Raw genomic sequence first — 23911 nt, forward strand, 5'->3', positions numbered from 1 at the left:
TCCGATGCTGTTCAGCAAGCTCAACCGCCGCGTCCTGGTGACGGCGGTGAGTGCTGTGTCAATGGCTTCAGTCGTGTTGGCAGGCTGCGGTGGGGTCAAGACGACCTCCACCGGCGGCAAGGGTGACTATCCGACCGGCAACATCCAGATGAGCGTCGGTGCTTCTCCGGGCGGCAGCACCGACCTGATCACGCGAGCAATCGCGGAGGGGCTCGGCAAGGAGCTCGGTGTCTCGGTGCCGGTGGTCAACAAGCCTGGTGCGAACGGCGCGCTGAACGCCAAGGAACTGCAGGCCGCCAAGCCGGACGGCTACAAGATCGCGGTCCAGAACGCGTCCCTGTTCACCATCACCCCGCTCGCGGTGTCGGCCAAGGAGGTGGTGAAGCTCGACGACTTCGACCTGCTCGGCGGAATCTCGCAGGACGACTACGTGCTGATCGCGCCGGTCGGCTCCGGCTACAAGACGATCGCCGACCTGAAGAAGGCCGGCAAGAACGTCAAGTACGGCACCACCGGTGTCGGCACCGGCGCGCAACTCGCGTCCGCCTTGACGTTCAAACAGGCCGGCATCCCCGCAACCGACGTACCGTTCGACGGTGGTGCTCCGGCGCTGACCGCTTTGCTCGGCAGCCAGGTCGACGTGGCAACGATCCAGGTCGGCGACAGCATCGAGCAGATCAAGGCGAAGAAGGTCGTCCCGCTCGCGGTCTTCTCGGCCGAGCGGATCAAGTTCCTGCCCGACGTGCCGACCGCCAAGGAGCAGGGGTACGACGTCGTGGTGTCGCAGTACCGCTTCCTCACGGCGCCGAAGGGTACGCCGGACGACGTCAGGACGAAGCTGGCCGACGCGGCGAAGAAGACCTACGCGACCGACGCGTACAAGAAGTTCAACGACGCGCACTGCCTGACGCCGATCGAGGTGCCGCCGGACGAGGTGCGGAAGATCCTCGACGGGTACGCGACGAAGTACAAGGCACAGCTCGACCAGTTCGGGATCTCGCTGGCGGCCAAGAAGTGAGTGAGGCCGCGCTGCGGGAGGAGCTCGCCGAGGATCGCCCGCCGCACGCGGGGCCGTGGTCCCAGCTCGGGGCCGCGGTCGTCGCCGCTGTCGTCGGTATCGCTGGAGTGATCGGGTCGCTCGCGCTCGGGTTGGGTCGGCTGACCCAGCCCGGGCCGGGCCTGTGGCCGTTCGTGGTCTGCGTTGTCGTGACCGTGTTGTCGATCATCCTTGCACTGGTCGGCCGGCACGGGACGGACACCGAGCAGTTCTCGCGGTCGAGTGTCCAGACCGCGGTCGCCGTACTGACGCTGGCGGTCTTTGCGTCCGTGCTGCCGTTGATCGGGTTCGAGATTCCGTCGTTGCTGCTGACGTTCGTGTGGCTGCGGTTCCTCGGCAAGGAGTCCTGGGTCTCGTCGGTCGCGATCAGCGTGGGGACGGTCGCCGCGTTCTACGTCCTCTTCGTGCTGCTGCTGCAGATTCCGCTGCCCAGGTTGATCTGATGGGCGGCTTGATCGACGGCTTCGGCGTCGTCCTGGAGCCCGCGAATCTCCTCTACTGCCTGATCGGCGTCGTGATCGGCATGCTGATCGGCGTCCTCCCCGGCCTCGGCCCGGCCGCGACGATCGCGATCCTGCTGCCGATCACGTACGGCGTGGAGCCGGTGTCCGCGATCATCATGCTGGCCGGCATCTTCTACGGTGCGCAGTACGGCGGCACGATCACGTCCGTCCTGTTGCGGCTACCGGGCGAGGCGTCCTCCGTGGTCACCGTGTTCGACGGATACGCGCTGGCCAAACAAGGACGAGCCGGAACGGCACTCGGCATCGCGGCGATCGGGTCGTTCATCGGCGGCACGGTGTCGATCATCGGGCTGACACTGCTAGCTCCGGTGGTCGCGGGCGTGGCGCTCGACTTCGGTCCGCCGGAGTACGCCGCCTTGTCGTTGTTCGGCGTACTGCTGGTGGCGACCGTCGGGAACGGCAGCCGGCTGAAGGCGGTGATCGCCGCGGGGCTCGGGTTGCTGCTGGCAACGGTCGGGCGGGACACGTTCACCGGGGCGAGCCGGTTCACGTTCGACAGCCTGAACCTTGCCGACGGCATCGACTTCGTGCCGATCGCGATGGGCCTGTTCGGGCTCGGCGAGATCCTCTACAACCTCGAGGAACGCCATCACAAGGTGCAGGCGCCGGTCGCGGTGGCGAACGCCTGGCCGTCCCGGGCCGACCTGCGGCAGTCGCGCGGGGCGATCGCCCGCGGATCGGTGATCGGCTTCGTGCTCGGCGTACTGCCCGGTGGTGGCGCGACGCTGTCGTCGCTGGTCGCGTACGCGGTGGAGAAACGGCGGACGAAGGAACCCGAGCGGTTCGGTCGCGGCGCGGTCGAGGGGGTCGCGGCACCGGAGACGGCGAACAACGCGGCCGCCACCTCGTCGTTCATCCCGCTGCTGACGTTGGGAATCCCCGCGAACGCGACGATGGCGTTGATGTTCGGCGCGCTGCTGATCCAGGGGATCGCGCCCGGTCCGCAACTGGTGTCCGAGCACCCGGACCTGTTCTGGGGCGTGATCAACTCGATGTACCTCGGCAACATCCTGCTGCTGATCATGAGCATCCCGCTGGTCGGGGTGTTCGTGAAGATCCTCAAGGTACGACCCGCCGTCCTCGCGCCGATCACGGTGCTGATCACGCTGCTCGGGGTCTACACGGTGGCGAACCAGGTGTTCGACATGTTCCTGGTGATCGTGTTCGGCGTCCTCGGGTACCTGATGAAGAAGTTCGGGTTCGAGCCGGGGCCGCTGGTGCTCGCGTTCGTCCTCGGGAGCGTGATGGAGACCGCGGTCCGGCAGTCGCTGTTGATCTTCGGCGGCAACCCGATGGGCTTCTTCACCCGGCCGATCTCCGGCACGGTCCTCGTGGCGCTGATCGTCGTCCTCGCACTGCCCGGTGTCCGGCTGCTGGTACGTCGACGCAAGGAGAAGGAACGCGTATGAGCAAGATCGCCCGCGTCGAACTCACCCCGGTCGCGTTCGCGGACCCACCGCTGCTCAACGTGGTCGGCGTCCACGAACCGTTCGCGCTGCGGACGATCGTCCAGGTGTGGACGGACGACGGGCTGGTCGGGTTGGGGGAGACGTACGCCGCCGACGACCATCTGGCAGGGTTGCGCGCCGTCGCCGACGTACTGCCCGGGCTGGACATCTTCGACGTGAACGGCCTGCGTCAGCGGGTGAACGACGTACTGACCAGTGGTGGCGGGGCTCAGGTCGGCGGGATGCTCAACCTGCAGGACCCGGTCGACGTGGTGTTGTCGCCGTACGAGGTTGCGCTGCTCGACCTGCAGGGCAAGCAGTTGGGGCTGCCGGTGGTGGACCTGCTCGGCGGGGTGGTCCGGGACGAGGTGCCGTTCAGTGCGTATCTGTTCTACAAGTGGGCCGCGCATCCAGGTGGTGAAGCGGACGCGTGGGGCGAGGCGCTCGATCCGGACGGGATCGTGCGGCAGGCCGCGAAGATGATCGGCGAGTACGGGTTCACGGCGATCAAGTTGAAGGGCGGTGTGTTCCCGCCGGCGCAGGAGGCCGAGGCGGTGCGGGCGCTCGCCGAGGCGTTCCCGGAGCACAAGCTGCGGATCGATCCGAACTGTGCGTGGACCGTGGACACGTCGGTGCAGGTCGCTCGGGAGCTCAGCGGCGTACTGGAGTATCTGGAGGATCCGACACCCGGGATCGACGGTATGGCGGCCGTTGCGCGACAAACCGAGATTCCTCTGGCGACCAACATGTGCGTGATCGCCTTCGCACACCTGAGGCCGGCGGTGCTCGCGGACGCAGTACAGGTGGTGCTGTCGGATCATCACTACTGGGGTGGGCTGCGGCGGTCGCAGTTGCTGGCGGGGATCTGCGACACGTTCGGGATGGGGTTGTCGATGCACTCCAACTCACACCTCGGGATCAGTCTCGCCGCGATGACGCATCTTGCCGCGGCGACGCCGAATCTGACGTATGCGTGCGACACGCACTACCCATGGAAGACCGAGGACGTGATCAAGCCGGGTGTGTTGGCGTTCGAGTCCGGGAGTGTGCGGGTGCCTCGTGGGCAGGGGCTCGGTGTCGAGCTGGATGTCGAGGTGCTGGGGGCCTTGCACGAGCAGTACCTGGCGTGCGGGATTCGGAAGCGCGATGACACGACGTACATGCGGACGGTCGATCCGGGGTTCAGCCCTCACACAGCACGCTGGTAGTCAGGGGTTGTGCGTCAGCAACCGGTGTCGCGTGCTCGACAGATGCACCCGCATCGCCGCCCGCGCCGCCTCCGGCTCGGACCGCGCGATCGCCGCGCTGATGTTCTCGTGTTCGTGCACCACGCGGGTCAGGTGCTCCGGGTCCGACATCTCGTACGCCGGGTCGAGCCGGGTCCGCGGCAGCATGATCATCATCGGCCCGAGCTCCCCGATCAGGTCCCCGTAGAACCGGTTGCCCGAGGCAACAGCGACCTTGAGGTGGAACGCGAAGTCCGCCTCCACCGACCGCCCCGGATCGTCGCCGACCCGCCGGAAATCGTCCAGCGCCCGTTCGATCCCCTTCAGCTGATGGTCGGTACGCCGTAGCGCCGCCAGCCCGGCCGCCTCGCTCTCGACGCCGATCCGGAAATCCATCAAGTCGAGGACGTCGCGGTGCGACCGCACCTCGCGCAATCCCGGCGTACGCTCCGGGACCTCCAGCACGAACGAGCCACGCCCCTGGAACGTCTCTACCAGCCCGGCGGCCTGCAACCGCGAGACCGCCTCGCGTACGACGGTCCGGCTGACCCCGAACTCCTCGACCAGACTGTTCTCACCCGGCAGCTTCTCGCCCGGCGCGATCCCGCCGCTGAGAATCCGCCGCTTCAGATCCTCGACAATCTGATCCGCCAGTCCGCTCACCGGAACTCACAACTGTCCACGGTCCAGCGCGCGCACTGCTCGGTGGTCGTGAAGCCGAGGCCCGGCCGGTCGGGGACGAGCATGCGTCCGTCGACCGTCTCCAGACGCTCGTTGAACAAGGGATTCAGCCACTCGAAGTGCTCGACCCAGGGTTCGCGCGGGTACGCCGCCGCGAGGTGCAGATGGATCTCCATCGCGAAGTGCGGCGCGAGCTGCAGACCGTTGTGGTCGGCCAGCGTCGCGAGCTTGAGGAACGGTGTGATGCCGCCGATCCGGGGCGCGTCGGGCTGGATGATGTCCGCCGCGCGGGCCTCGATCAGCCGCACGTGCTCGCCGACGCTGGACAGCATCTCGCCGGTCGCGATCGGGGTGTCGAGCGCCGCCGCGAGCTCGGCGTGGCCTTCCGCGTCGTACGCGTCCAGCGGCTCCTCGATCCAGACCAGACCGAACTGCTCGAGCACCCGGCCGATCCGCAGCGCGGTCGGGCGGTCCCACTGCTGGTTCGCGTCCACCATCAGCGGTACGTCGTCGCCGAGGTGTTCCCGGACGGCGCGGACGCGGTCGAGATCGATCCGGCTGTCGGGCTGGCCGACCTTGATCTTGATCCCGCCGATCCCGTCGGCGAGCGACTTCGACGCGCGCTCCATCACCTCCTCGATCGGGGCGTGCAGGAACCCGCCGGAGGTGTTGTACGCGCGCACCGAGTCGCGGTGTGCGCCGAGCAGCTTGGCGAGCGGCAGGCCGGCGCGCTTCGCCTTCAGGTCCCACAGGGCGATGTCGATCGCGGCGATCGCCTGCGTCGCGACGCCGGACCGGCCGACCGAGGCACCGGCCCACAGCAGCTTGTCGTACACCTTCGCGATGTCGGACGGGTCCTCGCCGATCAGGTTGGCCGCGATCTCCTTCGCATGCGCGAACTGCGCCGGTCCGCCGGCCCGCTTCGAGTAGCTGAACCCGATGCCGTGCTGGTCCTGCTCGGTCGCGATCTCCGCGAACAGGAACACCACCTCGGTCATCGGCCGCTGCCGCCCGGTCAGCACCTTGGCGTCACTGATCGGCTGCTCGAGCGGGAGGACGACGGACGAGAGCTTCACCTGGCGGATGCGGTCCATAGGCAGTGATCATACAAGCAGCCAACTTGTCCTACAACAGATTCGTTTGACGTCGCCGTAACACCAGGCGACTGCTCTGGAAACACAAGTTGGACAAGCTGCTGCGCGCCGACAGTGCCGACAGTGTGGTCGTGCGCGCCCGCCTGCCGCCAGCTGGGGAAGGAAGCAGCCAATGGACGTTGCGGAGAAGCTGCTCCGGTCGTACGTGGAGATCGACGAGGACGGCGACGGCCGGATCTGGTCCTGGGAATTGCTCAACACGCTCGGCCGGGCCGGCATCATGCCGGACGATCCGCGGGTACGGGTGGCGCTGGACGGCGTCCGTGACGCCGCCGGCCGGCCGGCGATCACGCCGTACGCCCAACCGGTGCAGCTCGACTTCGACACGTTCGCCGAGGTCGCGCAGCACGGGGTGATCCAGCGAACGCTGACCGGTGACCTCGCGGTCCCCGCAGACGAGTTCGCGGAGTTCGCGCACGCGGTGGAGCGGATCCATACCGACCTGCTGGACGAGCGGTCCGGCGAGGTCGCGGACTACATCCCGACCTTGCGGGACGCGGATCCGGAGAAGTTCGGGATCGCGATCTGCACCGCCGACGGTCAGGTGTTCTCGATCGGCGACACCGCGGAAGAGTTCAGCGTGCAGTCGACCTCGAAGCCGTTCAGCTACGCGATCGCGCTGGAGCAGCTCGGCCCGGAGGAGGTGCACCGCTGGATCGGCCAGGAGCAGAGCGGTGGTCCCTTCAACGATCCCTTGCTGTCGCTCAGCCGGGACGGCAGGCCGCACAATCCGATGATCAACGCCGGAGCGATCGGGACGCTCGCGCTGGTCGAGTCCGGCAAGGATCAGTCCGGCCGGCTGGCCACCGTCCAGGACACGTGGAGGGCGATGACGGGCGAGCGGCCGCAGGTGCACGGTGCGACGTTCCTGGCCGAGCGCGACACCGGGTTCGGCAACGTCGCGTTCGCCAACGCGCTGGCGAAGGTGGGGAAGCTGTACGGCGCCGGTCCGACCGACCGGCGTGCCCCGGAGGACGCCACCGAGTTCTACACGATGGTCTGTTCGCTCACCATGAACGCCGAGCGCTTGGCCAAGGCCGGCGCGACGCTCGCGAACAATGGAGTCGCACCGTTGAGCGGCAAGCAGGTGTTCTCCGCGGACACCGCTGCGCGGGTGCTGTCCGTGATGGGCCACAGCGGGATGTACAACGACTCCGGACAGTTCTCGAACCAGGTCGGGCTGCCGGCCAAGAGCGGGGTGTCCGGCAACGTCATGATGGTGGTGCCGTCGAAGCGCATGGCCGTCGTGGTGTTCTCACCGCGGCTGGACGCGGTCGGCAACTCGGTGCGCGGGGTCGAGGTGTGCAAGCGGCTGGTCAACGAGTTCGGCCTGCACCCGTACCGCGGCATGACCGCCGGCCGCGTCGCCGCACACCAGATCGGCGGCCAGATGAACGAGGCCGACAAGCGCGCCGAAGCAGCGAGCGCCGCCGACCGCGCACTCGGCGGCGTAGCCAGGGCCGGGTCGGGCGGTGTGACGGTGAACGCCGCCGACGCGGCGAAGGCCGGGGCGGCCGGGCGCCGCATGGGACAGCCCGGCCAGCACCTGTGACCTCTACTCGACGGTGACCGACTTCGCCAGGTTGCGCGGCTTGTCCACGTCGTGGCCGAGTGCGACCGCGGCGTAGTACGCGATGATCTGCAGCGGGATCGTCAGCAGGATCGGGTCCAGCTCGGGCTCGTTCTTCGGTACGACGATCTTCGCCGCGACCCCGTCCGGAATCTCGACGCCCGGGTGCGTGACGACGTACAGCGGGCCGGACCGGGCGCCGATCTCGTGCAGTGCGCCGATGTTGCGGTCGAGCAGCTCGTCGTCGGGGACGATCGCGACGCTCGGCACGTCCGGCGAGATCAGCGCCAGCGGGCCGTGCTTCAGCTCGGAGGTCTGGTACGCCTCGGCGTGCCGGTACGAGATCTCCTTCAGCTTCTGCGCACCCTCACGCGCGACCGGGTACCCGCGGGTCCGGCCGACGAAGAACAGGCTCTCGTGCTTGGCGAGGCGGCCGGCGATCTTGGCCAGCTCCTCCTCCTGGGCGACGATCGCGGCGATGTCCGCCGGCAGCTTCTTCAGGCCCTCGATCAGCCGGCGGCCGTCGGCGGGGGACACGTCCCGGATCCGGCCGAGGTGGATGCCGAGCATCGCGAACCCGACCGCCATGTTGGTCAGTGCCTTCGTCGACGCCACCGAGACCTCCGGGCCGGCGTGCAGGTACACGCCGCCGTCGACCTCACGGGCGATGCTCGAACCGACCGCGTTGACCAGGCCGATCACCCGGCCGCCCTTGCGCTTCAGTTCCTGCACCGCGACCAGGGTGTCGAGGGTTTCACCGGACTGCGACACCGCGACGTACAGGGTGTCCCGCTCGACCACCGGGTTGCGGTACCGGAACTCGGACGCCGGCTCCGCGTCGGCGGGGATCCGCGCGACCTCTTCGATGAACTGCGCGCCCATCTGACCTGCGTAGTACGCCGAACCGCAGCCGAGGATCTTGACCCGCTTGATCTCCCGCGCCTCGCGGGCGTCCATGTTCAGGCCGCCGAGGTGCACGGTGTGGAAGCGCTCGTCCAGACGGCCCCGGATGACCCGGCCGACCGCGTCCGGCTGCTCGTGGATCTCCTTCATCATGAAGTGCTCGTGCAGACCGCGCTCGAACTCCTCGGCCTCCCACTCGACCGTTTTGGCGGTCTTGGTGGTCGGGGACGCGTCCTGGGTGAACGTGCGGTAGCCGTCGGCGCGGACGGTGGCCAGCTCGCCGTCGTCCAAGTAGACGACCTGGCGGGTGTAGCGGATCAGCGCGGCCGCGTCGGAGGCGATGTGCATCTCGCCGTCGCCGATGCCGAGGATCAGCGGGCTGCCGTTGCGGGCGACCACGATCCGGTCCGGGAAGTCGAGGTCGATCACCGCGATGCCGTAGGTGCCCTCGATCCGGCGCAGGGCGGCCATCACCTTCTCCTCGAGGGTGGCGCCGTCGGACTGCTCGATCAGGTGCGCGAGCACCTCGGTGTCGGTCTCGGAGCGCAGCTTGACGCCGGCGTCCTCGAGCTGCGCGCGAATCGCACCGGCGTTGTCGAAGATGCCGTTGTGCACGACCGCGATCCGCTCGTTGCCGCTGGTGTGGGGGTGCGCGTTGTCCTTGCTCGGGCCGCCGTGGGTGGCCCACCGGGTGTGGCCGATGCCGAGCTTGCCGCCGAAGCGCTTCGGCAGCGACGCCTCCAGCTCACGGACCCGGCCGGCGTCCTTGTGCACCTTCAGCTCGCTGGACCCGAGGACGGCGACGCCCGCCGAGTCGTAGCCCCGGTACTCGAGCCGGGCCAGTCCGTCCACCAGGATGGGCGCGGCCGGCTTGGTGCCGACGTACCCGACGATTCCGCACATGTAGTGGTGCCCCTTCGTAGGTCTTCTCGGTCGTGCCAGAGTGGCCCGTCAGCCGTAGACGATCCGTCGTAGCTGGCGGGCGGAGAGTTCGGGTGAGCGGACCGGCCAGTGCCGGAGCTCGGTGCCGAGACGGGCGAAGATCTCGTCGTTGCGGGCGCCGTAGGTCTGCAGCTCACGGTGCCGGCGCCGGACGTACTCCTCGGTCGTCTCGGTGAAATAGGCCAGTACGTCGGCGACCACGCGCCGCGCGACATCCGCCGACAGTCCGGTCGTGCGGCTGACCTGATCGGCCAGCTCGTCGACCGGCTCCACGGCCGCCGCCTCACTGATCACTGGTCCACCATGCAGTCTTTCCGGGGCCAACGCCAAGCATCTGCCCGAAATCGGGCAAATTACCTGCTTTGTCAGGAGCTAGAACAGCCGGAGGACGTCGGACTCCATGCCGCGGAGGGCGTCGTAGTCGACGGTGAGGCAGTCGAGGCCGCGGTCGGTGGCGAGGAACTGTGCCTGCGGCTTGATCAGCTGGGCGGCGAAGATCCCACGGACCGGGGCCAGCAGGGGGTCGCGGTTGAGGAGTTCGACGTACCGGGTCAGCTGTTCGACGCCGTCGATCTCGCCGCGGCGCTTGATCTCGACCGCGACGTGCTTGCCGTCGGCGTCACGGAGCAGCAGGTCGACCGGGCCGATCGCGGTCGGGTACTCCCGGCGTACCAGCGTCCAGCCCTCACCGAACGTGTGGACGTGCTCGGCGAGCAGCTCCTGGAGATGCGCCTCGACACCGTCCTTGATCAGGCCGGGATCCGTCCCGAGCTCGTACGCCGTGTCGCTGTGCACCTCCTCGATGGTGATCCGCAGCTCCTCACCAGCCTTGTTGGTGACGCTCCAGACCCCCTCGTCCTCCGTCAGCTTGCACGGCGGCGACATCCAGTTCAGCGGTTTGTACGACCCGCCGTCGGCGTGGATCAGCACGGACCCGTCCGCCTTCACCATCAGCAGCCGCGGCGCCATCGGCAGATGAGCCGTCAGCCGCCCCGAGTAGTCAACAGAACACGTAGCAATCACCAAGCGCACGAGAAAGCACGGTAGTGCACCGGGGCTACGGAGTGGGAAGGTGGTGAGCATGATGCCGAAGGTGAGCGACGAGGCGGTCGCGGCGTACGACGCGGTTGCGGCCGGGCTCGAAGGGGCCGGAGTGGTCCGCGGCAGCATGTTCGGGATGCCGTGCCTGAAGATCGGCAAGAAGGTGCTCGCCGGGATGTACGGCGACGCGATGACCTTCAAGCTCCCGCCCGAGCCGCGGGAGAAGGCACTGGCGGTCCCCGGTGCGGAGCAGTTCGATCCGGGAATGGGTCGGCCGATGAAGGAGTGGGTAAGGATCCCGCTCGACCAGTCCGGTGTCTGGCCGGACTACGCCGCCGAGGCCCTGGAGTACGTCGATCGATGAACCTCATGTGTCCCGCCCGGATCCTGCTGCTGCCCGGTGACGTCCAGGACGCGGTGGTGGGTGAGCGGGTCGTGCACGTGTACGCCGGGTCGTTCGAGGCGGCCGCCGGCGCTCGGTTGGCCGAGGCGCTCGCGGTGCGGCTGACCGTCGTACCCGATTTGACCCAGCAGCCGGACGAGGAGCTGCAGTCGATCGCGGACCTGCATCGCGGCGAGACCGTCGTCGTCCTCGGGCTGGATCTCGGCCTCAAACTGCCCGCCGTCGTCGAGCACACCGGCGACGGCTGGACCCGGGTCGCCTCGGACAACGAGCTCACGCTCGCGGCGTACGAGCAGGCCGCCGGCAAGTTCCGCGACTCGATCCCCAAGGACCCCAACCACCTGTTGATCGACCTGCTCGCCGAACACCTCGCACCGGGCGGACGGGTGCTCGAGCTCGGCAGCGGCACCGGCAAGGACGCGATCGAGCTGGAGAGCCGCGGGTACGTCGTACGCCGTACCGACGCGACGCAGGCGTTCGTCGGCATGATGCGATCCGACGGGTACGCCGCCGACCGGTTGAACGCGATCACCGACGACTTCGGCGGTCCGTACGACGCCGTGTACGCGAGCGCGGTGTTCCTGCACTTCGATCGCGCGCAACTGGTCGACGTACTACGGAAGGCGGCCCGTTCCGCGCCGATCCTCGCGTTCGCGACCCGGGAGGGCAAAGGCGAGGAGTGGTCGAACCGGCACCTGGACCTGCCGCGGCATTTCGTTCTCTGGCAGGAAGATCCGCTCCGTGAGTTGCTGACCGCGACCGGGTGGACGGTCGCGCGGCTGGAACGCGGTGACTCGAAGATCGGCACCTGGTTCCAGATCCTGGCGACGCGCTCGTGATCCGCGCCGGTGTCGTACTGCTCGGCGAGCACGGGATCGCCGCGATCGAGCGGGTTCGCGACGGGCGGACGTACCACGTGCTGCCCGGCGGTCAGGTCGAGGACGGCGAGAGCCCGGCGGAGGCCGCGCACCGGGAGGTTCACGAGGAACTCGGCCTGCTGGTGAAGATCCGCTCTGCCGTCGCGGTCGTGCATTTCGGCGACAGCACGCAGCACTACTTCGTCGCCGACGTGATCGGCGGCGAGTTCGGCACCGGCGACGGCCCGGAGCTGGACAGCCCGGCCGACTCGGAGCGGGGGAGCTATCGCGCCGTCTGGCTCCCGGTGGCAGACCTCGCCGCCTGCGACCTCCGGCCGCGACCGATCGCCGCCGCACTCCAGGGCGCACCTGACCCGTGGTGGCTGCTCGACGGCTGGATGGCGACTCCGGTCGTCATCGACGAGACAGTGTGAGCTGTGTGAGGTTGACCTCGCCGGTGACGCAGCTCATGGGCTTACCAGTGCCTGGACTGGCATAGTGCACAGCATGGCTCGGGAATTGACGACGGTGGGTGTGGTGGGTCTCGGCACGATGGGCGCCGGGATTGCCGAGGTGTTCGCGCGCAACGGCCTGACGGTCGTCGGTGTCGAGCGTGACGAGGAAGCCGTCGAGCGCGGCCGCGGGCACATCCAGCACTCGACCGACCGTGCCGTGAAGCGCGGCAAACTGTCGGTCGAGGACCAGCAGGCGCTGTTCGACCGGGTCACGTTCGCCACCTCGCTGGAGGCGCTCGCGGACTGCGACCTGGTGATCGAGGCCGTGGTCGAGCGGCTCGAGCTGAAGCGCGAGATCTTCGCCGCACTGGACAAGGTCGTCCGCGAGGACGCGATTCTGGCGACCAACACGTCGTCGTTGTCGGTCACCGAGATCTCCGTCGCCACCCAGCGCCCGCGGCGCGTGGTCGGGATGCACTTCTTCAACCCGGCGCCGGTGCAGGAGTTCGTCGAGGTGATCAAGACTGTGGTCACCGAGCCGGACGTGGTCGAGGACGTGCAGGCGCTGGCCCGCCGGCTCGACAAGGTCCCGGTCGTCGCGGCGGACCGGGCCGGGTTCATCGCCAACGCGCTGTTGTTCGGGTACCTGAACCACGCGGTCTCCATGGTCGAGTCGCGCTATGCGACCCGCGAGGACGTCGACGCGGCGATGCGGCTCGGTTGCGGGTACCCGATGGGTCCGCTGGCGTTGCTCGACCTGATCGGCCTGGACACGGCGTACGAGATTCTCGACACGATGTACAAGCAGGGCCGCAACCGGCTGCACGCGCCGGCCCCGATCCTCAAGCAGATGGTGACCGCGGGCCTCCTCGGCCGGAAGACCGGGCGCGGCTTCTACACCTACGAGTCGCCGGACTCGCCGGTCGTGGTCGACGACGAAAACACCCCGGTCGTGTCGGCGGACGGTGTGCCGATCCGCGCGGTCAGGCAGGTCGGTGTCGTCGGCTCCGGCACGATGGCGGTCGGCATCGTCGAGGTCCTCGCCAAGGCCGGGTACGACGTGCTGTACGTTGCTCGCGGTACCGAGAAGGTCGACCGGGTCCGCGGCGTGCTGGAGCGCTCGCTGGAGAAGGGCGTTCAGCGCGGCAAGCTGTCCACGGAGGAGCGGGACGCCGCGCTGCGCCGGGTGACCGGTACGGCGAAGCTCGACGACCTCGCGCATGCCGACCTGGTGATCGAGGCCGTCGTCGAGGAGCTCAGCGTCAAGCAGGCGCTGTTCGAGACGTTCGACGAGATCTGCAAGCCGGGCGCGATCCTGGCGACCACCACGTCGAGTCTGCCGGTGATCGACCTGGCGATGGCGACCAAGCGGCCGAGTGACGTGGTCGGGCTGCACTTCTTCAACCCGGCGCCGGTGATGCAGCTCGTCGAGGTCGTCAGTACCGTCAGCACCGCACCCGAGGTCGCCGACACGGTGGCCGCCGTGGCCGTTGCCGCAGGCAAGCACCCGGTGCGGTGCGGCGACCGGGCCGGCTTCATCGTGAACGCGCTGCTGTTCCCGTACCTCAACGACGCGGTCCGGATGCTCGAGGCGCACTACGCCGGTGTCGACGACATCGACGCCGCGATGAAGCTCGGCTGCCGCCTGCCGATGGGCCCGTTCGCCCTGCTCGACGTGGTCGGGCTGGACGTCTCGCTCGCCATTCAACGCACCTTGTACCTGGAGTTCCGCGAGCCCGGCTTCGCCCCTGCTCCGCTGCTGGAGCACCTGGTGACGGCCGGCTACCTCGGCCGCAAAACCGGCCGAGGCTTCCGCGACTACTCCAACTGACTTACGGCTCGGCCTGGGCGTAGTCGCCGCAGGGGCCGCCGCCGATGGCTTCGGGGAGGACCGTCTCGCGGCGGTCGGGGCGGACCAGAGGGTTGTAGAAGGCCGCGATCTCCACGCTGTCCTCGGGGATGTAGTGGAAGATCAGCGACCGCCGGAAGCGGTCGTCGGTGGAGTTCGGGCGGGAGCCGTGGACGACGCTGCCGTGGAAGAAGAGGACGTCGCCGGCCTTCATCTTCGTCTGCACCTTGCTGAGGCCCTCCGGCACCGGGACCTCGACGCTGGTGAAGGATTCGGTCAGGTCGGCCGGCTCGGGGCAGACCAGTTCGGTCTTGTGCGAGCCCGGGACGACTGCGAGTCCGCCATTGTCCGCGTCCACGTCGTCGACCGCGATCCAGGCCGCGAGACAGGTCTCCGGGTCGGCGCGCAGGAACGTGTTGTCCTGGTGCAGCGCCTGCCCGCGGGCGCCCGGCGGCTTGAAGTAGAACATCGACTGGGCGCCGAGCGCGGGACCGATCAGCGCCTGGACGACATCGAGGATCCGGTCGTCGAGCATCAGCTCCATGGCGAGCTTGCCGGCCTCGGTATCGCTTGCCCGGTGCGGGTGCACGAACCGCGGGTACTTCGCCAGCGGATCGTCGTCCGGTACGCCGTCGTCGATGGCGAGCGAGTGGTCGACGGCGACCTGCTCCATGAAGACTGTCTTGATCCGCTCGACCTCGGCGGGTTCGAGCAGCTGGGGGACCTGGACGATGCCGTCGCGCTGGTAGATGTCAACCACTGTCATGTCTCCAGGATGCGGCGGCCGAGCCGCGGGCTGCGATACGCTATCGAGCTGTGAACCTTCGATATCCTGCTGAGTCTCCGCATCCGGTGGTACGCCGGCTGGTGACCGGTGAGTTCGACGAAGGCCCTGAGTACGCGACGTATCGGCGGCGCGGAACGACCGACTGGCTGCTGGTCCAGACCCTCGACGGCCAGGGACGATTCGGTCAGGTCGCGGCCGCGCCGGGCAGCGTCACGCTGGTCCGCCCGCGCACCCTGCACGACTACGCCACGGTCGGTGACCGCTGGCATTTCCGCTACGCGCACATGCACCCGAAGCCGGACTGGCTGCCGCTGCTGGACTGGCCGGAAGTTGCTCCCGGCATCGTTCAGCTCCATCCCGCCGCACCGACCTTCGAGCGGATCGCCGACCACCTGCGCGACGCCGTACGGCATCAACACAGCGTCCTGCCGCAGGCCGAGCAGCTCAGCGCCAACTCGCTGGAGGCGGCGCTGCTGTGGTGCGACACCCAGAACCCGAAGGCGGTGCAGATCGACGACCGCCTGTTGCGTGCGATCGAGCTGATCGACCAGGACCTGACCGCGAGTCTCGACGTACCGCGGTTGGCTCGTGCCGTGAATCTCTCGGTGTCACGGTTTGCGCACCTGTTCCGCGAGCAGTTGGGCGTCAGCCCGCAACAGTTCGTCGAGCGCCGCCGGCTGGACGCCGCGGCGCGGCTCCTGGAGCTCACCAGCCGGTCGGTCGCGTCGGTCGCGGCCCAGGTCGGGTACGCCGACCCGCTCTACTTCGCGACCCGCTTCCGTCTGCACACCGGATCAAGCCCCACGGCGTACCGCAAGAGGTCTTAGAGTTCTCCGCATGAGAACGCGTGCTGTGGTGGGGCTGGCGGTGCTGGCGATCGTGGGGCTGGGGGCGTGTGCGCCGGAGGAGAGCTCGTCCGGGTCCTCGACGCCGTCGGGCGCGGATGCCTGTGCGAAGGACAAGCTGGCGGTAAAGACGGCCGGCACGCTGACGGTCGGCACTGACAAGCCGGCGTACGAACCGTGGTTCAGCGGCAACGACCCGAGCAACGGCAAGGGGTACGAGTCCGCGGTCACCTACGCGGTGGCGAAGAAGCTCGGGTTCGAGCAGGCCGAGGTGACGTGGCGGACCGTGCAGTTCAACACCGCGTTCGCGCCCGGCCCGAAGGCGTTCGACCTGGACGTCAACCAGGTGTCGATCTCGGAGGACCGCCGCAAGGCCGTCGACTTCTCCTCCGGGTACTACGACGTACGCCAGACCGTGATCACCACCGCGGGCAGCAAGATCGCGAACGCCAAGTCCGTCGCCGACCTCGCTGATGCGAAGCTCGGGGCCCAGGTCGGTACGACGAGTTACACCGCGCTGCGCGACCAGGTGAAGCCCAAGCAGAAGCCGGCCGTGTTCGACACCAACGACCTGGCCGTCCAAGCGCTCAAGAACAAGCAGATCGACGGCATCGTCGTGGACCTGCCGACCGCGTTCTACATGACCGCGGCGCAGCTCGACGACGGCAAGATCGTCGGGCAGTTGCCGGCCGGCGGGCAGGCGGAGCAGTTCGGGTTCGTGCTCGAGAAGAACTCGAAGCTGACCGGCTGCGTCACGCAGGCGGTCGACGCGCTCAAGTCCGACGGCACCCTGGCGAACCTGCAGAAGCAGTACTTGACCGAGTCCGGCGCGCCCGAACTCTCGTGACGACCTGGCAACCGTCGGAGCTGCAGCGCGAGCGGATCGCGTACCGGCGTCGGCAAGCGCGGCGATCGACCGTGATCGCGCTGGTCAGCTCGGTGATCCTGCTCGCGCTGGTTGTCGTGGGCATCGGTTCCACGCCGGGCTGGCCGCGGGTCCGGGCGACGTTCTTCGACGTCCATCGTGGCTGGGAGGCATTGCCGGTCGTTGCCGAGGGCCTCTGGCTGAACGTGCGCGTGATGCTGGTCTGTGCGGTGCTGATCGTGGTGTTCGGGCTGACGCTGGCGATCATGCGGACGTCGCGGGGACCGATCTTCTTCCCGCTGCGCGTGTTCGCGGCCGCCTACACGGACGTGTTCCGCGGCCTGCCCTTGCTGCTGGTGATCTTCCTGCTCGGCTTCGGCGTACCGGCCCTGCAGTTACGCGGGTTGCCGAACCAGGCGGTGATCTGGGGCGGAGCGGCCCTCGTCCTGACCTACTCGTCGTACGTCGCCGAGGTGTTCCGGGCCGGTATCGAGTCGGTGCATCCGTCGCAGCGGGCGGCGGCGCGATCACTCGGGCTCAGCTATCGACAGACATTGCGCTTCGTCGTCCTTCCGCAGGCGGTACGGCGGGTTCTGCCGCCGCTGCTGAACGACTTCGTGAGTCTGCAGAAGGACTCCGGGCTGATCGCGGTACTCGGCGTCATCGACGCGATCAGGGCCGCGCAACTAGAGACGGCCGAGGACTTCAACTTCACGCCGTACGTCGCCGCCGGGCTGCTGTTCGTCGCGCTGACGATCCCGTTGACCCGGCTGACCGATTACGTCGCCCGACGGCAGGGATGGTACGGCGGGGGAGGCGGACCGGTATGAGTTTGCCCAAGAATCTGCTCAGTCTCCGCGGTGTGCGGAAGGCGTACGGCGACAACGTCGTACTGGACGGGATGGATCTGGAGGTCGCGGCGGGAGAGTGCGTCGTACTGATCGGAGCCTCGGGGTCCGGGAAGTCGACGCTGCTGCGCTGCGTGAACCTCCTGGAGACGGTCGACGACGGCGTGATCGAGTTGGCCGGCGCCGACATCACGGATCCGCGGGTCGACGCGGACAAGGTGCGGTCCGGGATCGGGATCGTGTTCCAGGCGTACAACCTGTTCCCGCACCTGACCGTGCTCGACAACATCACGCTGGCGCCGATCCGGGTGCACCGGGTGCCGCGTGATGCGGCGCGGGCCCGGGCGATGGAGATGCTGGAGCGCGTCGGCCTGGCGGACAAGGCGGCGGCCAAGCCGGACGAGCTGTCCGGCGGTCAGCAGCAGCGCGCCGCGATCGCCCGCGCGATGGTGAACTCGCCGCAGCTGATGCTGCTCGACGAGGTCACGTCGGCGCTCGACCCCGAACTCGTCGGCGAGGTCCTCGACCTGCTCCGCGAGCTGAAGTCCGAGGGGATGACGATGCTCGTCTGCACCCACGAAATGGCCTTCGCCCGCGACGTCGCCGACCAGGTCTGCTTCCTGCACCACGGCCGGCCGCTCGAGATCGGCCCACCCGCCCAGGTCCTGGACGCTCCCCGCGAGGCCCGCACCCAGGAGTTCCTGCGCCGGGTCAGCGGGACGACAGGTAGGTGAGGACTGCCATCACGCGGCGGTTGTCGTCCTCGGACGGCGGCAGGTCGAGCTTCGAGAAGATGTTGTTCGTGTGCTTGCTGACGGCCTTCTCGGTGACGAACAGGGCGGCGGCGATCGCGGCGTTCGAGCGGCCTTCGGCCATCAGGCCGAGGACCTCGGACTCGCGCGGCGTGAGCCGGCCGATCGGTTCGTCGCGGGTGTTCCGGGCCAGCAGCTGACCGATCACGTCCGGATCCATCGCGGTCCCTCCGGCTGCGACCCGGCGTACCGCATCGAGGAAGTCGGCGACGTTAGACACCCGGTCCTTGAGCAGGTACCCGACACCGCCTCCGCCGCCGGTCAGCAGCTCCCGCGCGTACAGCTGCTCGACGTACTGCGAGAGCACCAGGATCGGCAGCCCAGGCACCTGGCTGCGGGCCTCGATCGCGGCCCGCAGGCCCTCGTCGGTGAAGGTCGGCGGCAGCCGTACGTCGACCACCGCTACGTCCGGCCGGTGCTCCACGAGCGCGGGCACCAGACGAGGCCCGTTGTCGACCGCCTCGACGACCTCGAAGTCGTGCGCCTCCAGCAGGCGGATCAGGCCGTCCCGGAGGAGGGCGTGGTCTTCAGCGATGAGGACTCGCAAGGCAGCTCCATGATCACGGTGGTCGGCCCGGCGCTCGGGCTCACCACGGTCAACGTACCGTCGAAGGCGGCCAGCCGCCGCTCGATACCGTACAGACCGCCGCCGGGCCTGATCACGGCACCTCCGACACCGTCGTCGCCGACGATCATGTGCAGCTTCTCGTCCTCGTGGGTGATCTGGATCCAGGCGGTGGTCGCCGCCGAGTACTTCACCGCGTTCGCGAGGCATTCGGCGATCGCGAAGTACGCCGCGGACTCGACCGGCGCCGGCGGACGGCCGGGTACGTCGAAGGTCACGTCGACCTTGAACGGGCAGGACATCGCGAGCGCCTTGACCGCGCCGTCCAGACCGCGGTCGGCGAGCACCGGCGGGTGGATCCCGCGGACCAGGTCGCGCAGCTCGGACAGCGCCGTACTCGCGGACTCGCGGGCCTCGGTCAGCAGGGCAGCCGCCTGGGCCGGGTCACGGGCCACCATCTCCTCGGCCATGCCGAGGTTCATGCTCAGCGCCGCCAGGCGGGCCTGGGCGCCGTCGTGCAGGTCGCGCTCGATCCGGCGCAGCTCGGCCGCCTGGGTGTCGACGGTTTCCGCCCGGGACTCGGCCAGCTCGCGGACCCGCATCGCCAGCTTGGCGCTCTCGGTCGGGCCGAGCAGTGAGCGGGCCACGAACGCGTTCGCCTTCAGCAGCCGCTCGCCGGCGGCGTTCCAGATCATGAACGCCAGCAGGGCGACCGGCATCAGCAGGAAGCTGGTCCAGAAGTTCACCGTGAACAACCCGCCGAACGGCTCGGTGAACACGCCCTCCGGCGTGACGCCGACGAGCAGCGGGTAGACCAGGTAGAACAGTGTGGCCAGGAAGAGAACGGCGCTCAGCAGGCACAGTGTGAATCCGATCACCGCGTTCACCAGCAGCCAGACGATGTCGCGCCAGGTCTGCGGATCAGTCAGGATCGTCCGCAGCCGCATCAGCATGCCGGGCATCGGAGGCTTCTTGTACGGGCGCGGGATCCGCTCACCGAGGAAGCCGGCCAGTAGCGTGCGGTGGCAGTTCGCGAACCACCGCGCGGCCGGTACGACGACGAGCAGCAGCGGGATCCCGACCCACACGGCGATCAGCGGAACGGACACCACGCTGAGCACGAACAGGGCGATGCCCAGCTCGGCCAGGATCGCGAGGAACAGCGCGATCCACGGCTGCGCAAGCTTGGGATAGCGCATCGGCGGCGCCTCAGTCGTGGCAACGGTGCTCATGCCTCCATCATGACCGAGCGTGAGATCTCCTGCAGTGGTGTTATCCCCACTGTCTCCTGGGGCCTGACTCCACAGCCGATTCGGGTAGTAACTCTCATGCTTTCGGAGGTTAGGGCGATGAGGCTTGATGCACTACGCTGGCCGCGGCTGTACGCCTAGGCCTTCCCCCGCTACCGAGACGAGGACCTGATGGCACAGCCTGTCGCGTCACCTGCTGCTACCCGCCGTTCCGATTTCTCCCCACTGTTACGGGAGATCAAGGCTGCCGGACTCCTGGAGCGCCGTACGGCGGCGTACGCGATGGCGATCGGGATCAACGCGGTTCTGCTCGGTCTGACGTGGGCGGCCGTCGCCGTGATCGGCAGCTCGTGGTGGGCACTGCTGCTGGCGCTCCCGATGGGAATCCTGACCACCCGCGCGGCGTTCTTCGGGCACGACGCAGGGCACCAGCAGATCGCCAGCTCGCGCAAGCTGCACGACTGGATCGGGATGCTGCACGGGAACCTCCTGCTCGGCATGAGCTACGGCTGGTGGAACGACAAGCACAACCGGCACCACGCCAACCCGAACCACACCGACAAGGACCCGGACGTCGGCGAGGGCGTACTGGTCTGGACCCTCGAGCAGGCCTCCGGCCGCAAGGGACTCGAAGGCTGGCTGAGCCGTAACCAGGCGCGGATCTTCTTCCCGCTGCTCACCCTGGAGGGCTTCAACCTCAAGGTGTCGAGCATCCGCTTCCTGCTCGCCCGCCGCCGTACGGAGAAGGTCGAGCTCGGCCTGATGGCCGCGCACCTGGTGCTGTACTTCACCGCGCTGTTCCTGATCCTGTCGCCGGGCCAGGCGGTCGTCTTCGCGCTCGTCCACCACATGATCTTCGGGCTGCACCTCGGCAGCGTGTTCGCGCCGAACCACAAGGGCATGGAGATGCCCGACGACGACAGCAACTGGGGCCACCTGGAGAAGCAGGTGCTCACCTCACGCAACGTGAACGGCGGTCTGGTCACCGACTGGATGATGGGCGGGCTCAACTACCAGATCGAGCACCATCTCTTCCCGAGCATGCCGCGCGCCAACCTTCGCTTCGCCCAGCCGATCGTGCGCAAGTACTGCGAGAGCATCGAAATGCCCTACGTCTCAACGAGCCTGATCGAGTCGTACCGCTTGGGGTTGCGTCACATGCACGACGTCGGCGAGGAACTCCGCGCCACCGCGTAGCAGTCCTCAGATGGTGATGACTGCCTTGCCGCGGACCTGCCCGGACGCGAGGTGGCGCATGGCTTCCGGCACGCGGTCGAGCGGGTACGTGCGGTCGATGCTCGGCGTCACCTGACCGGACTCGACGAACTCGTTGAGCCGCTCGAGGTCGCCGGCCCGCACCTGGGCGACGAACCAGGCCAGCCGCTGGCCGACGAACGGCGAGAGCATCAGCGCCCGGAGGGACCGGTTCATGCCGCCGGTCAGATCGCCGCCGTCCTCACCACCGACGAGCACCGCTGTCCCCTTGGGTGTGAGCGCGCGGAGCAGCCGGGACAGCTTGGGGTTCCCGGCGATGTCGAGGACCAGATCGTAGCGGTGGGTACCGTCGGCGTAGTCGTCGCGGGTGTAGTCGAGGACCTGGTCGGCGCCCAGGGAGCGCACGAGGTCCAGCTTCGCGGTGCTCGCCACGCCGGTGACCTCCGCGCCGAAGGCCTTGGCCAGTTGTACGGCGTAGCTGCCGACACCCCCGGACGCGCCGATGACCAGCACCCGCTGCCCTGCCTCGATCCGGCCGTGGTCGGTCAACGCCTGGAGTGCGGTCCCTGCTGAGATCGGCACCACAGCTGCCTGCTCGAACGACAGGCTCTTCGGCTTGTGGGCCAGCTTGTCCTCGACAGCCACGGCGTACTCCGCGAACGCGCCGCGGCCGACGCCGTACACCTCGTCGCCGACGGCGAACCTGGTCACCGCGGGACCGACGGCCTCGACCGTTCCGGCGAGGTCACGTCCCGGCACCCGGGCCTTCGGGCCGCGGAACCCGAGGCCCACGATCCGCATCAGGTACGGCTTGCCGACCATCAGGTGCCAGGTCCCGCGATCCAGCCCCGCGGCGTGCACCCGGACCAGGACCTCGTTGCCGGTGATCTGCGGACGGGCGATGCGTTCGTGGCGCAGTACGCCGGCGTCGCCGTACGAGTCCTGCACGATCGCGCGCATCGAAGCGGCAGCTGCCGGCCTCCCGCCGGGGGTGGTGGCGTCTGACGCCTGGCTTCCTGCCGCTGTGCTTGTCATGGCTGTCCTCGTGTCGGGTCGTCGTACTTAGTACGAGAAGCTACAGTACAAAGTACGAAAGCACTACGGCTCGGCTGGAGTGAGATGACTGAACAGACGGACGACAGCCCCGGCGAACGACCCCGGCTCAGCCGGGAACGCGTCCTGTGGGCTGCCGTCGCGGTGGCCGACGCCGGTGGAATCGACTCCCTGACGATCCGCTCGCTGTCGCAGAGCCTGGGTACGAAGCCGATGTCGGTCTATTACTACGTCGCCAACAAGGACGAGATCCTCGACGGCATCGTCGACCTCGTGTTCGGCGAGATCGAGCTGCCCGAGCCCGGCGGTGACTGGCGTACGGAGATCCGCCGGCGAGCGGACTCGGCGCGCCGGGTGCTGCGGGCCCATCCCTGGGCGATCGGCCTGATGGAGTCGCGCACCAGTCCTGGGCCGGCGACTCTGCGGCACCACGACGCGGTCATCGCAACCCTCCGGGCCGCCGGCTTCTCCCAGGAGTTGACGGCTCACGCCTACGCGATGCTCGACAGCTACACGTACGGCTTCGCGCTGCAGGAGGCTGGTCTGCCCTTCGAGGGCTCGGACACCGTCGCCGACGTCGCCGAGCCGATCATGGAACGATTCTCGACCGGCGAGTACCCCCACCTCGTCGAGATGGCCACCGACTACTACCTACGCCCCGGCTACGACTTCGGAAACGAGTTCACCTGGGGCCTCGACCTCATCCTCGACGCCCTAGCGACCCGAGCAACCACAACCACCTAACCGAGCCCGAGCTGTCGCCGCGGTGCACGGCGCGTGCGACTCGGGGCGTGCCGGTCAGGGCGTGTCGGTCAGGGGCGTGCTGGCGAAGGCGTGTCGGTGAGAGGCGTGCTGGTGTGGGGGGTGCCGGTGTGGGCGTTCCGGTCAGGGGTGTGCTGGTGAAGGCGTGTCGGTGAGGGGCGTGCCGGTGTGGGGCGTGCCGGTGTGGGGCGTGCCGGTCCGGGGCGTTTCGGTCAGGGCCTGCTGGTCAGGGGTGCGGCTCGTCAGGAGTCTGTTGGGCCGTTGGCAGCTGTGTGTGGTTGCGCGGGCTAGTTGTGGCGGTAAACGCGAAATCCGAGTTCGCCGATAGCGGTGCCAGCGACGGCGTTTGCCAGTGATGGCTCCGGTGATGGCGGGCCTTCAGAGTGATGGCGTGCGCCCGGCCCAGCCATGCGACCCAGCCACGACCCAGCCATGCCGCCGGGTCATACGGCCCGGTCATGCGCCCGGTCATGCGCCCGGTCATGCGGCCGGTCGTGCGGCCGGTCGTGCGGCCGGTCGTGCGGCCGGGCGGTCGGGTCGGGTCAACGGGCCGAGGCGGTTGGTGAGTTCTGGCCGGCGTGGTGGCTTCAGAACGGTGGCGGGTCGTGAGCTGCCTGCCGGGGGCCGCCAACGGTATTTGCCGGCGACGGCGTTGGCGCGTGAGAGGGAGTCGTCGGCCTCGTCCTCGTCTTGGAGCACGAGCAGCGTCGCGGCGCGGCGGACGTGGTTCTGGGTCTGCTGGCGCCGGTGATGGCGTGCCTTCAGAGTGATGGCGTGCGATGCGGCCCAGCGATGCGGC

At 68.5% G+C, this 23911-nt stretch carries 25 protein-coding genes; 15 read left to right on the forward strand and 10 right to left on the reverse strand.

From position 1 onward, the window contains the following. Positions 1–4: 4 nt before the first annotated feature. The 4 genes from EV647_RS35135 to EV647_RS35150 are packed head-to-tail and all read left to right on the forward strand — an operon-like array spanning position 5 to position 4237. Positions 5–1018, forward strand: a complete 1014-nt coding sequence (locus EV647_RS35135; protein WP_134010834.1) for a tripartite tricarboxylate transporter substrate binding protein — start codon at positions 5–7, stop codon at positions 1016–1018. Further along, entirely contained in the window at positions 1015–1500 is a 486-nt protein-coding gene (locus EV647_RS35140) for a tripartite tricarboxylate transporter TctB family protein (protein ID WP_134010836.1), read from the forward strand. Before EV647_RS35135 ends, EV647_RS35140 begins: the two co-directional genes overlap by 4 nt. Further along, the gene (locus EV647_RS35145; protein WP_134010838.1) at positions 1500–2990 is read left to right on the forward strand and encodes a tripartite tricarboxylate transporter permease; all 1491 of its coding nucleotides are present in this window, start codon (positions 1500–1502) and stop codon (positions 2988–2990) included. Before EV647_RS35140 ends, EV647_RS35145 begins: the two co-directional genes overlap by 1 nt. After that, a complete protein-coding gene (locus tag EV647_RS35150) occupies positions 2987–4237 on the forward strand; it encodes a glucarate dehydratase family protein (RefSeq protein ID WP_134010840.1) in 1251 nt (416 codons plus the stop codon). The genes EV647_RS35145 and EV647_RS35150 overlap by 4 nt, the downstream gene beginning before the upstream one ends. On the opposite strand, the gene EV647_RS35155 is transcribed toward EV647_RS35150, so the two are convergent. Continuing rightward, on the reverse strand, positions 4238–4918 hold the full coding sequence (locus EV647_RS35155) for a FadR/GntR family transcriptional regulator (protein ID WP_134010842.1): 681 nt from the start codon (positions 4916–4918) through the stop codon (positions 4238–4240). It lies immediately after the preceding gene. Further along, a complete protein-coding gene (locus EV647_RS35160; protein WP_134010844.1) occupies positions 4915–6030 on the reverse strand; it encodes a mandelate racemase/muconate lactonizing enzyme family protein in 1116 nt (371 codons plus the stop codon). The genes EV647_RS35155 and EV647_RS35160 overlap by 4 nt, the downstream gene beginning before the upstream one ends. Positions 6031–6202: 172 nt before the next feature. Between EV647_RS35160 and glsA the strand changes: the two genes are divergently transcribed. Beyond that, a complete protein-coding gene (gene glsA, locus EV647_RS35165; protein ID WP_134010846.1) occupies positions 6203–7642 on the forward strand; it encodes a glutaminase A in 1440 nt (479 codons plus the stop codon). A 3-nt stretch (positions 7643–7645) separates the two neighbouring features. Here glsA and glmS read toward each other — a convergent pair whose 3' ends face one another. The 3 genes from glmS to nucS all read right to left on the reverse strand — a co-directional run bounded on the left by glmS (position 7646) and on the right by nucS (position 10537). Further along, positions 7646–9466 (reverse strand): glutamine--fructose-6-phosphate transaminase (isomerizing), encoded by a 1821-nt coding sequence (gene glmS / locus EV647_RS35170; RefSeq protein ID WP_134010848.1) that lies wholly within the window; start codon positions 9464–9466, stop codon positions 7646–7648. A 48-nt stretch (positions 9467–9514) separates the two neighbouring features. Beyond that, the gene (locus EV647_RS35175; RefSeq protein WP_131292007.1) at positions 9515–9796 is read right to left on the reverse strand and encodes a hypothetical protein; all 282 of its coding nucleotides are present in this window, start codon (positions 9794–9796) and stop codon (positions 9515–9517) included. Between the two features lie 81 nt (positions 9797–9877). Then, the gene (gene nucS, locus EV647_RS35180) at positions 9878–10537 is read right to left on the reverse strand and encodes an endonuclease NucS (protein WP_130387417.1); all 660 of its coding nucleotides are present in this window, start codon (positions 10535–10537) and stop codon (positions 9878–9880) included. Positions 10538–10586: 49 nt separating this feature from the next. Between nucS and EV647_RS35185 the strand changes: the two genes are divergently transcribed. The 4 genes from EV647_RS35185 to EV647_RS35200 all read left to right on the forward strand — a co-directional run bounded on the left by EV647_RS35185 (position 10587) and on the right by EV647_RS35200 (position 14092). After that, positions 10587–10910: a hypothetical protein gene (locus tag EV647_RS35185; protein WP_202870535.1), complete on the forward strand. Its 324-nt coding sequence runs from the start codon at positions 10587–10589 to the stop codon at positions 10908–10910. Then, positions 10907–11788, forward strand: coding sequence for a bifunctional 2-polyprenyl-6-hydroxyphenol methylase/3-demethylubiquinol 3-O-methyltransferase UbiG (locus tag EV647_RS35190; RefSeq protein WP_134010850.1), 882 nt, complete (start codon positions 10907–10909; stop codon positions 11786–11788). Before EV647_RS35185 ends, EV647_RS35190 begins: the two co-directional genes overlap by 4 nt. Further along, positions 11785–12240, forward strand: a complete 456-nt coding sequence (locus EV647_RS35195) for an NUDIX domain-containing protein (RefSeq protein WP_166680138.1) — start codon at positions 11785–11787, stop codon at positions 12238–12240. The genes EV647_RS35190 and EV647_RS35195 overlap by 4 nt, the downstream gene beginning before the upstream one ends. Before the next feature lie 73 nt (positions 12241–12313). Beyond that, a complete protein-coding gene (locus EV647_RS35200; protein WP_134010854.1) occupies positions 12314–14092 on the forward strand; it encodes a 3-hydroxyacyl-CoA dehydrogenase family protein in 1779 nt (592 codons plus the stop codon). A 1-nt stretch (position 14093) separates the two neighbouring features. Here the strand turns inward: EV647_RS35200 and EV647_RS35205 are convergent, their stop codons facing one another. Beyond that, positions 14094–14876 carry a phytanoyl-CoA dioxygenase family protein gene (locus EV647_RS35205; RefSeq protein ID WP_134010856.1) on the reverse strand — a complete coding sequence of 261 codons (783 nt, stop codon included), beginning with the start codon at positions 14874–14876 and terminating at the stop codon, positions 14094–14096. Positions 14877–14926: 50 nt separating this feature from the next. Here EV647_RS35205 and EV647_RS35210 point away from each other — a divergent pair, with 50 nt between their 5' ends. From EV647_RS35210 to EV647_RS35225, 4 genes are read left to right on the forward strand one after another with little or no spacing between them, the layout of a single operon-like run. Next, entirely contained in the window at positions 14927–15724 is a 798-nt protein-coding gene (locus EV647_RS35210; RefSeq protein ID WP_238175849.1) for a helix-turn-helix domain-containing protein, read from the forward strand. Between the two features lie 10 nt (positions 15725–15734). Next, entirely contained in the window at positions 15735–16589 is an 855-nt protein-coding gene (locus tag EV647_RS35215; protein ID WP_134010858.1) for an ABC transporter substrate-binding protein, read from the forward strand. Then, the gene (locus EV647_RS35220; RefSeq protein ID WP_166680500.1) at positions 16586–17437 is read left to right on the forward strand and encodes an amino acid ABC transporter permease; all 852 of its coding nucleotides are present in this window, start codon (positions 16586–16588) and stop codon (positions 17435–17437) included. Before EV647_RS35215 ends, EV647_RS35220 begins: the two co-directional genes overlap by 4 nt. Next, positions 17434–18189: an amino acid ABC transporter ATP-binding protein gene (locus EV647_RS35225; RefSeq protein ID WP_134010860.1), complete on the forward strand. Its 756-nt coding sequence runs from the start codon at positions 17434–17436 to the stop codon at positions 18187–18189. The genes EV647_RS35220 and EV647_RS35225 overlap by 4 nt, the downstream gene beginning before the upstream one ends. Here the strand turns inward: EV647_RS35225 and EV647_RS35230 are convergent. Further along, positions 18167–18814 (reverse strand): response regulator transcription factor, encoded by a 648-nt coding sequence (locus EV647_RS35230; RefSeq protein WP_134010862.1) that lies wholly within the window; start codon positions 18812–18814, stop codon positions 18167–18169. The two genes, EV647_RS35225 and EV647_RS35230, sit on opposite strands and share 23 nt — an antisense overlap. Continuing rightward, entirely contained in the window at positions 18766–20064 is a 1299-nt protein-coding gene (locus EV647_RS35235; protein WP_134010863.1) for a sensor histidine kinase, read from the reverse strand. Before EV647_RS35235 ends, EV647_RS35230 begins: the two co-directional genes overlap by 49 nt. Positions 20065–20253: 189 nt before the next feature. Between EV647_RS35235 and EV647_RS35240 the strand changes: the two genes are divergently transcribed. Continuing rightward, positions 20254–21279 carry an acyl-CoA desaturase gene (locus EV647_RS35240; protein WP_134010865.1) on the forward strand — a complete coding sequence of 342 codons (1026 nt, stop codon included), beginning with the start codon at positions 20254–20256 and terminating at the stop codon, positions 21277–21279. A 6-nt stretch (positions 21280–21285) separates the two neighbouring features. Here the strand turns inward: EV647_RS35240 and EV647_RS35245 are convergent, their stop codons facing one another. Then, positions 21286–22257 carry an NAD(P)-dependent alcohol dehydrogenase gene (locus EV647_RS35245; protein ID WP_134010867.1) on the reverse strand — a complete coding sequence of 324 codons (972 nt, stop codon included), beginning with the start codon at positions 22255–22257 and terminating at the stop codon, positions 21286–21288. A 159-nt stretch (positions 22258–22416) separates the two neighbouring features. On the opposite strand from EV647_RS35245, the gene EV647_RS35250 reads away from it, so the two are divergent. Beyond that, a complete protein-coding gene (locus EV647_RS35250; RefSeq protein ID WP_134010869.1) occupies positions 22417–23094 on the forward strand; it encodes a TetR/AcrR family transcriptional regulator C-terminal domain-containing protein in 678 nt (225 codons plus the stop codon). Between the two features lie 498 nt (positions 23095–23592). Here EV647_RS35250 and EV647_RS43225 read toward each other — a convergent pair. After that, on the reverse strand, positions 23593–23911 hold a 319-nt coding region (locus EV647_RS43225), incomplete at its 5' end, for a hypothetical protein (protein ID WP_238177557.1).

Source organism: Kribbella sp. VKM Ac-2566, from assembly GCF_004366005.1.
GTDB classification, from domain to species: domain Bacteria; phylum Actinomycetota; class Actinomycetes; order Propionibacteriales; family Kribbellaceae; genus Kribbella; species Kribbella pratensis.

What these genes read in the sequence shown, in the direction of transcription:
- EV647_RS35135 (WP_134010834.1), top strand. Translation starts at nt 5, where the DNA reads ATGCTGTTCAGCAAGCTCAACCGCCGCGTCCTGGTGACGGCGGTGAGT.
- EV647_RS35145 (WP_134010838.1), top strand. Translation starts at nt 1,500, where the DNA reads ATGGGCGGCTTGATCGACGGCTTCGGCGTCGTCCTGGAGCCCGCGAAT.
- EV647_RS35150 (WP_134010840.1), top strand. Translation starts at nt 2,987, where the DNA reads ATGAGCAAGATCGCCCGCGTCGAACTCACCCCGGTCGCGTTCGCGGAC.
- EV647_RS35160 (WP_134010844.1), bottom strand. Translation starts at nt 6,030, where the DNA reads ATGGACCGCATCCGCCAGGTGAAGCTCTCGTCCGTCGTCCTCCCGCTC.
- glsA (WP_134010846.1), top strand. Translation starts at nt 6,203, where the DNA reads ATGGACGTTGCGGAGAAGCTGCTCCGGTCGTACGTGGAGATCGACGAG.
- glmS (WP_134010848.1), bottom strand. Translation starts at nt 9,466, where the DNA reads ATGTGCGGAATCGTCGGGTACGTCGGCACCAAGCCGGCCGCGCCCATC.
- EV647_RS35185 (WP_202870535.1), top strand. Translation starts at nt 10,587, where the DNA reads ATGATGCCGAAGGTGAGCGACGAGGCGGTCGCGGCGTACGACGCGGTT.
- EV647_RS35190 (WP_134010850.1), top strand. Translation starts at nt 10,907, where the DNA reads ATGAACCTCATGTGTCCCGCCCGGATCCTGCTGCTGCCCGGTGACGTC.
- EV647_RS35200 (WP_134010854.1), top strand. Translation starts at nt 12,314, where the DNA reads ATGGCTCGGGAATTGACGACGGTGGGTGTGGTGGGTCTCGGCACGATG.
- EV647_RS35205 (WP_134010856.1), bottom strand. Translation starts at nt 14,876, where the DNA reads ATGACAGTGGTTGACATCTACCAGCGCGACGGCATCGTCCAGGTCCCC.
- EV647_RS35215 (WP_134010858.1), top strand. Translation starts at nt 15,735, where the DNA reads ATGAGAACGCGTGCTGTGGTGGGGCTGGCGGTGCTGGCGATCGTGGGG.
- EV647_RS35225 (WP_134010860.1), top strand. Translation starts at nt 17,434, where the DNA reads ATGAGTTTGCCCAAGAATCTGCTCAGTCTCCGCGGTGTGCGGAAGGCG.
- EV647_RS35235 (WP_134010863.1), bottom strand. Translation starts at nt 20,064, where the DNA reads ATGAGCACCGTTGCCACGACTGAGGCGCCGCCGATGCGCTATCCCAAG.
- EV647_RS35240 (WP_134010865.1), top strand. Translation starts at nt 20,254, where the DNA reads ATGGCACAGCCTGTCGCGTCACCTGCTGCTACCCGCCGTTCCGATTTC.
- EV647_RS35245 (WP_134010867.1), bottom strand. Translation starts at nt 22,257, where the DNA reads ATGCGCGCGATCGTGCAGGACTCGTACGGCGACGCCGGCGTACTGCGC.
- EV647_RS35250 (WP_134010869.1), top strand. Translation starts at nt 22,417, where the DNA reads ATGACTGAACAGACGGACGACAGCCCCGGCGAACGACCCCGGCTCAGC.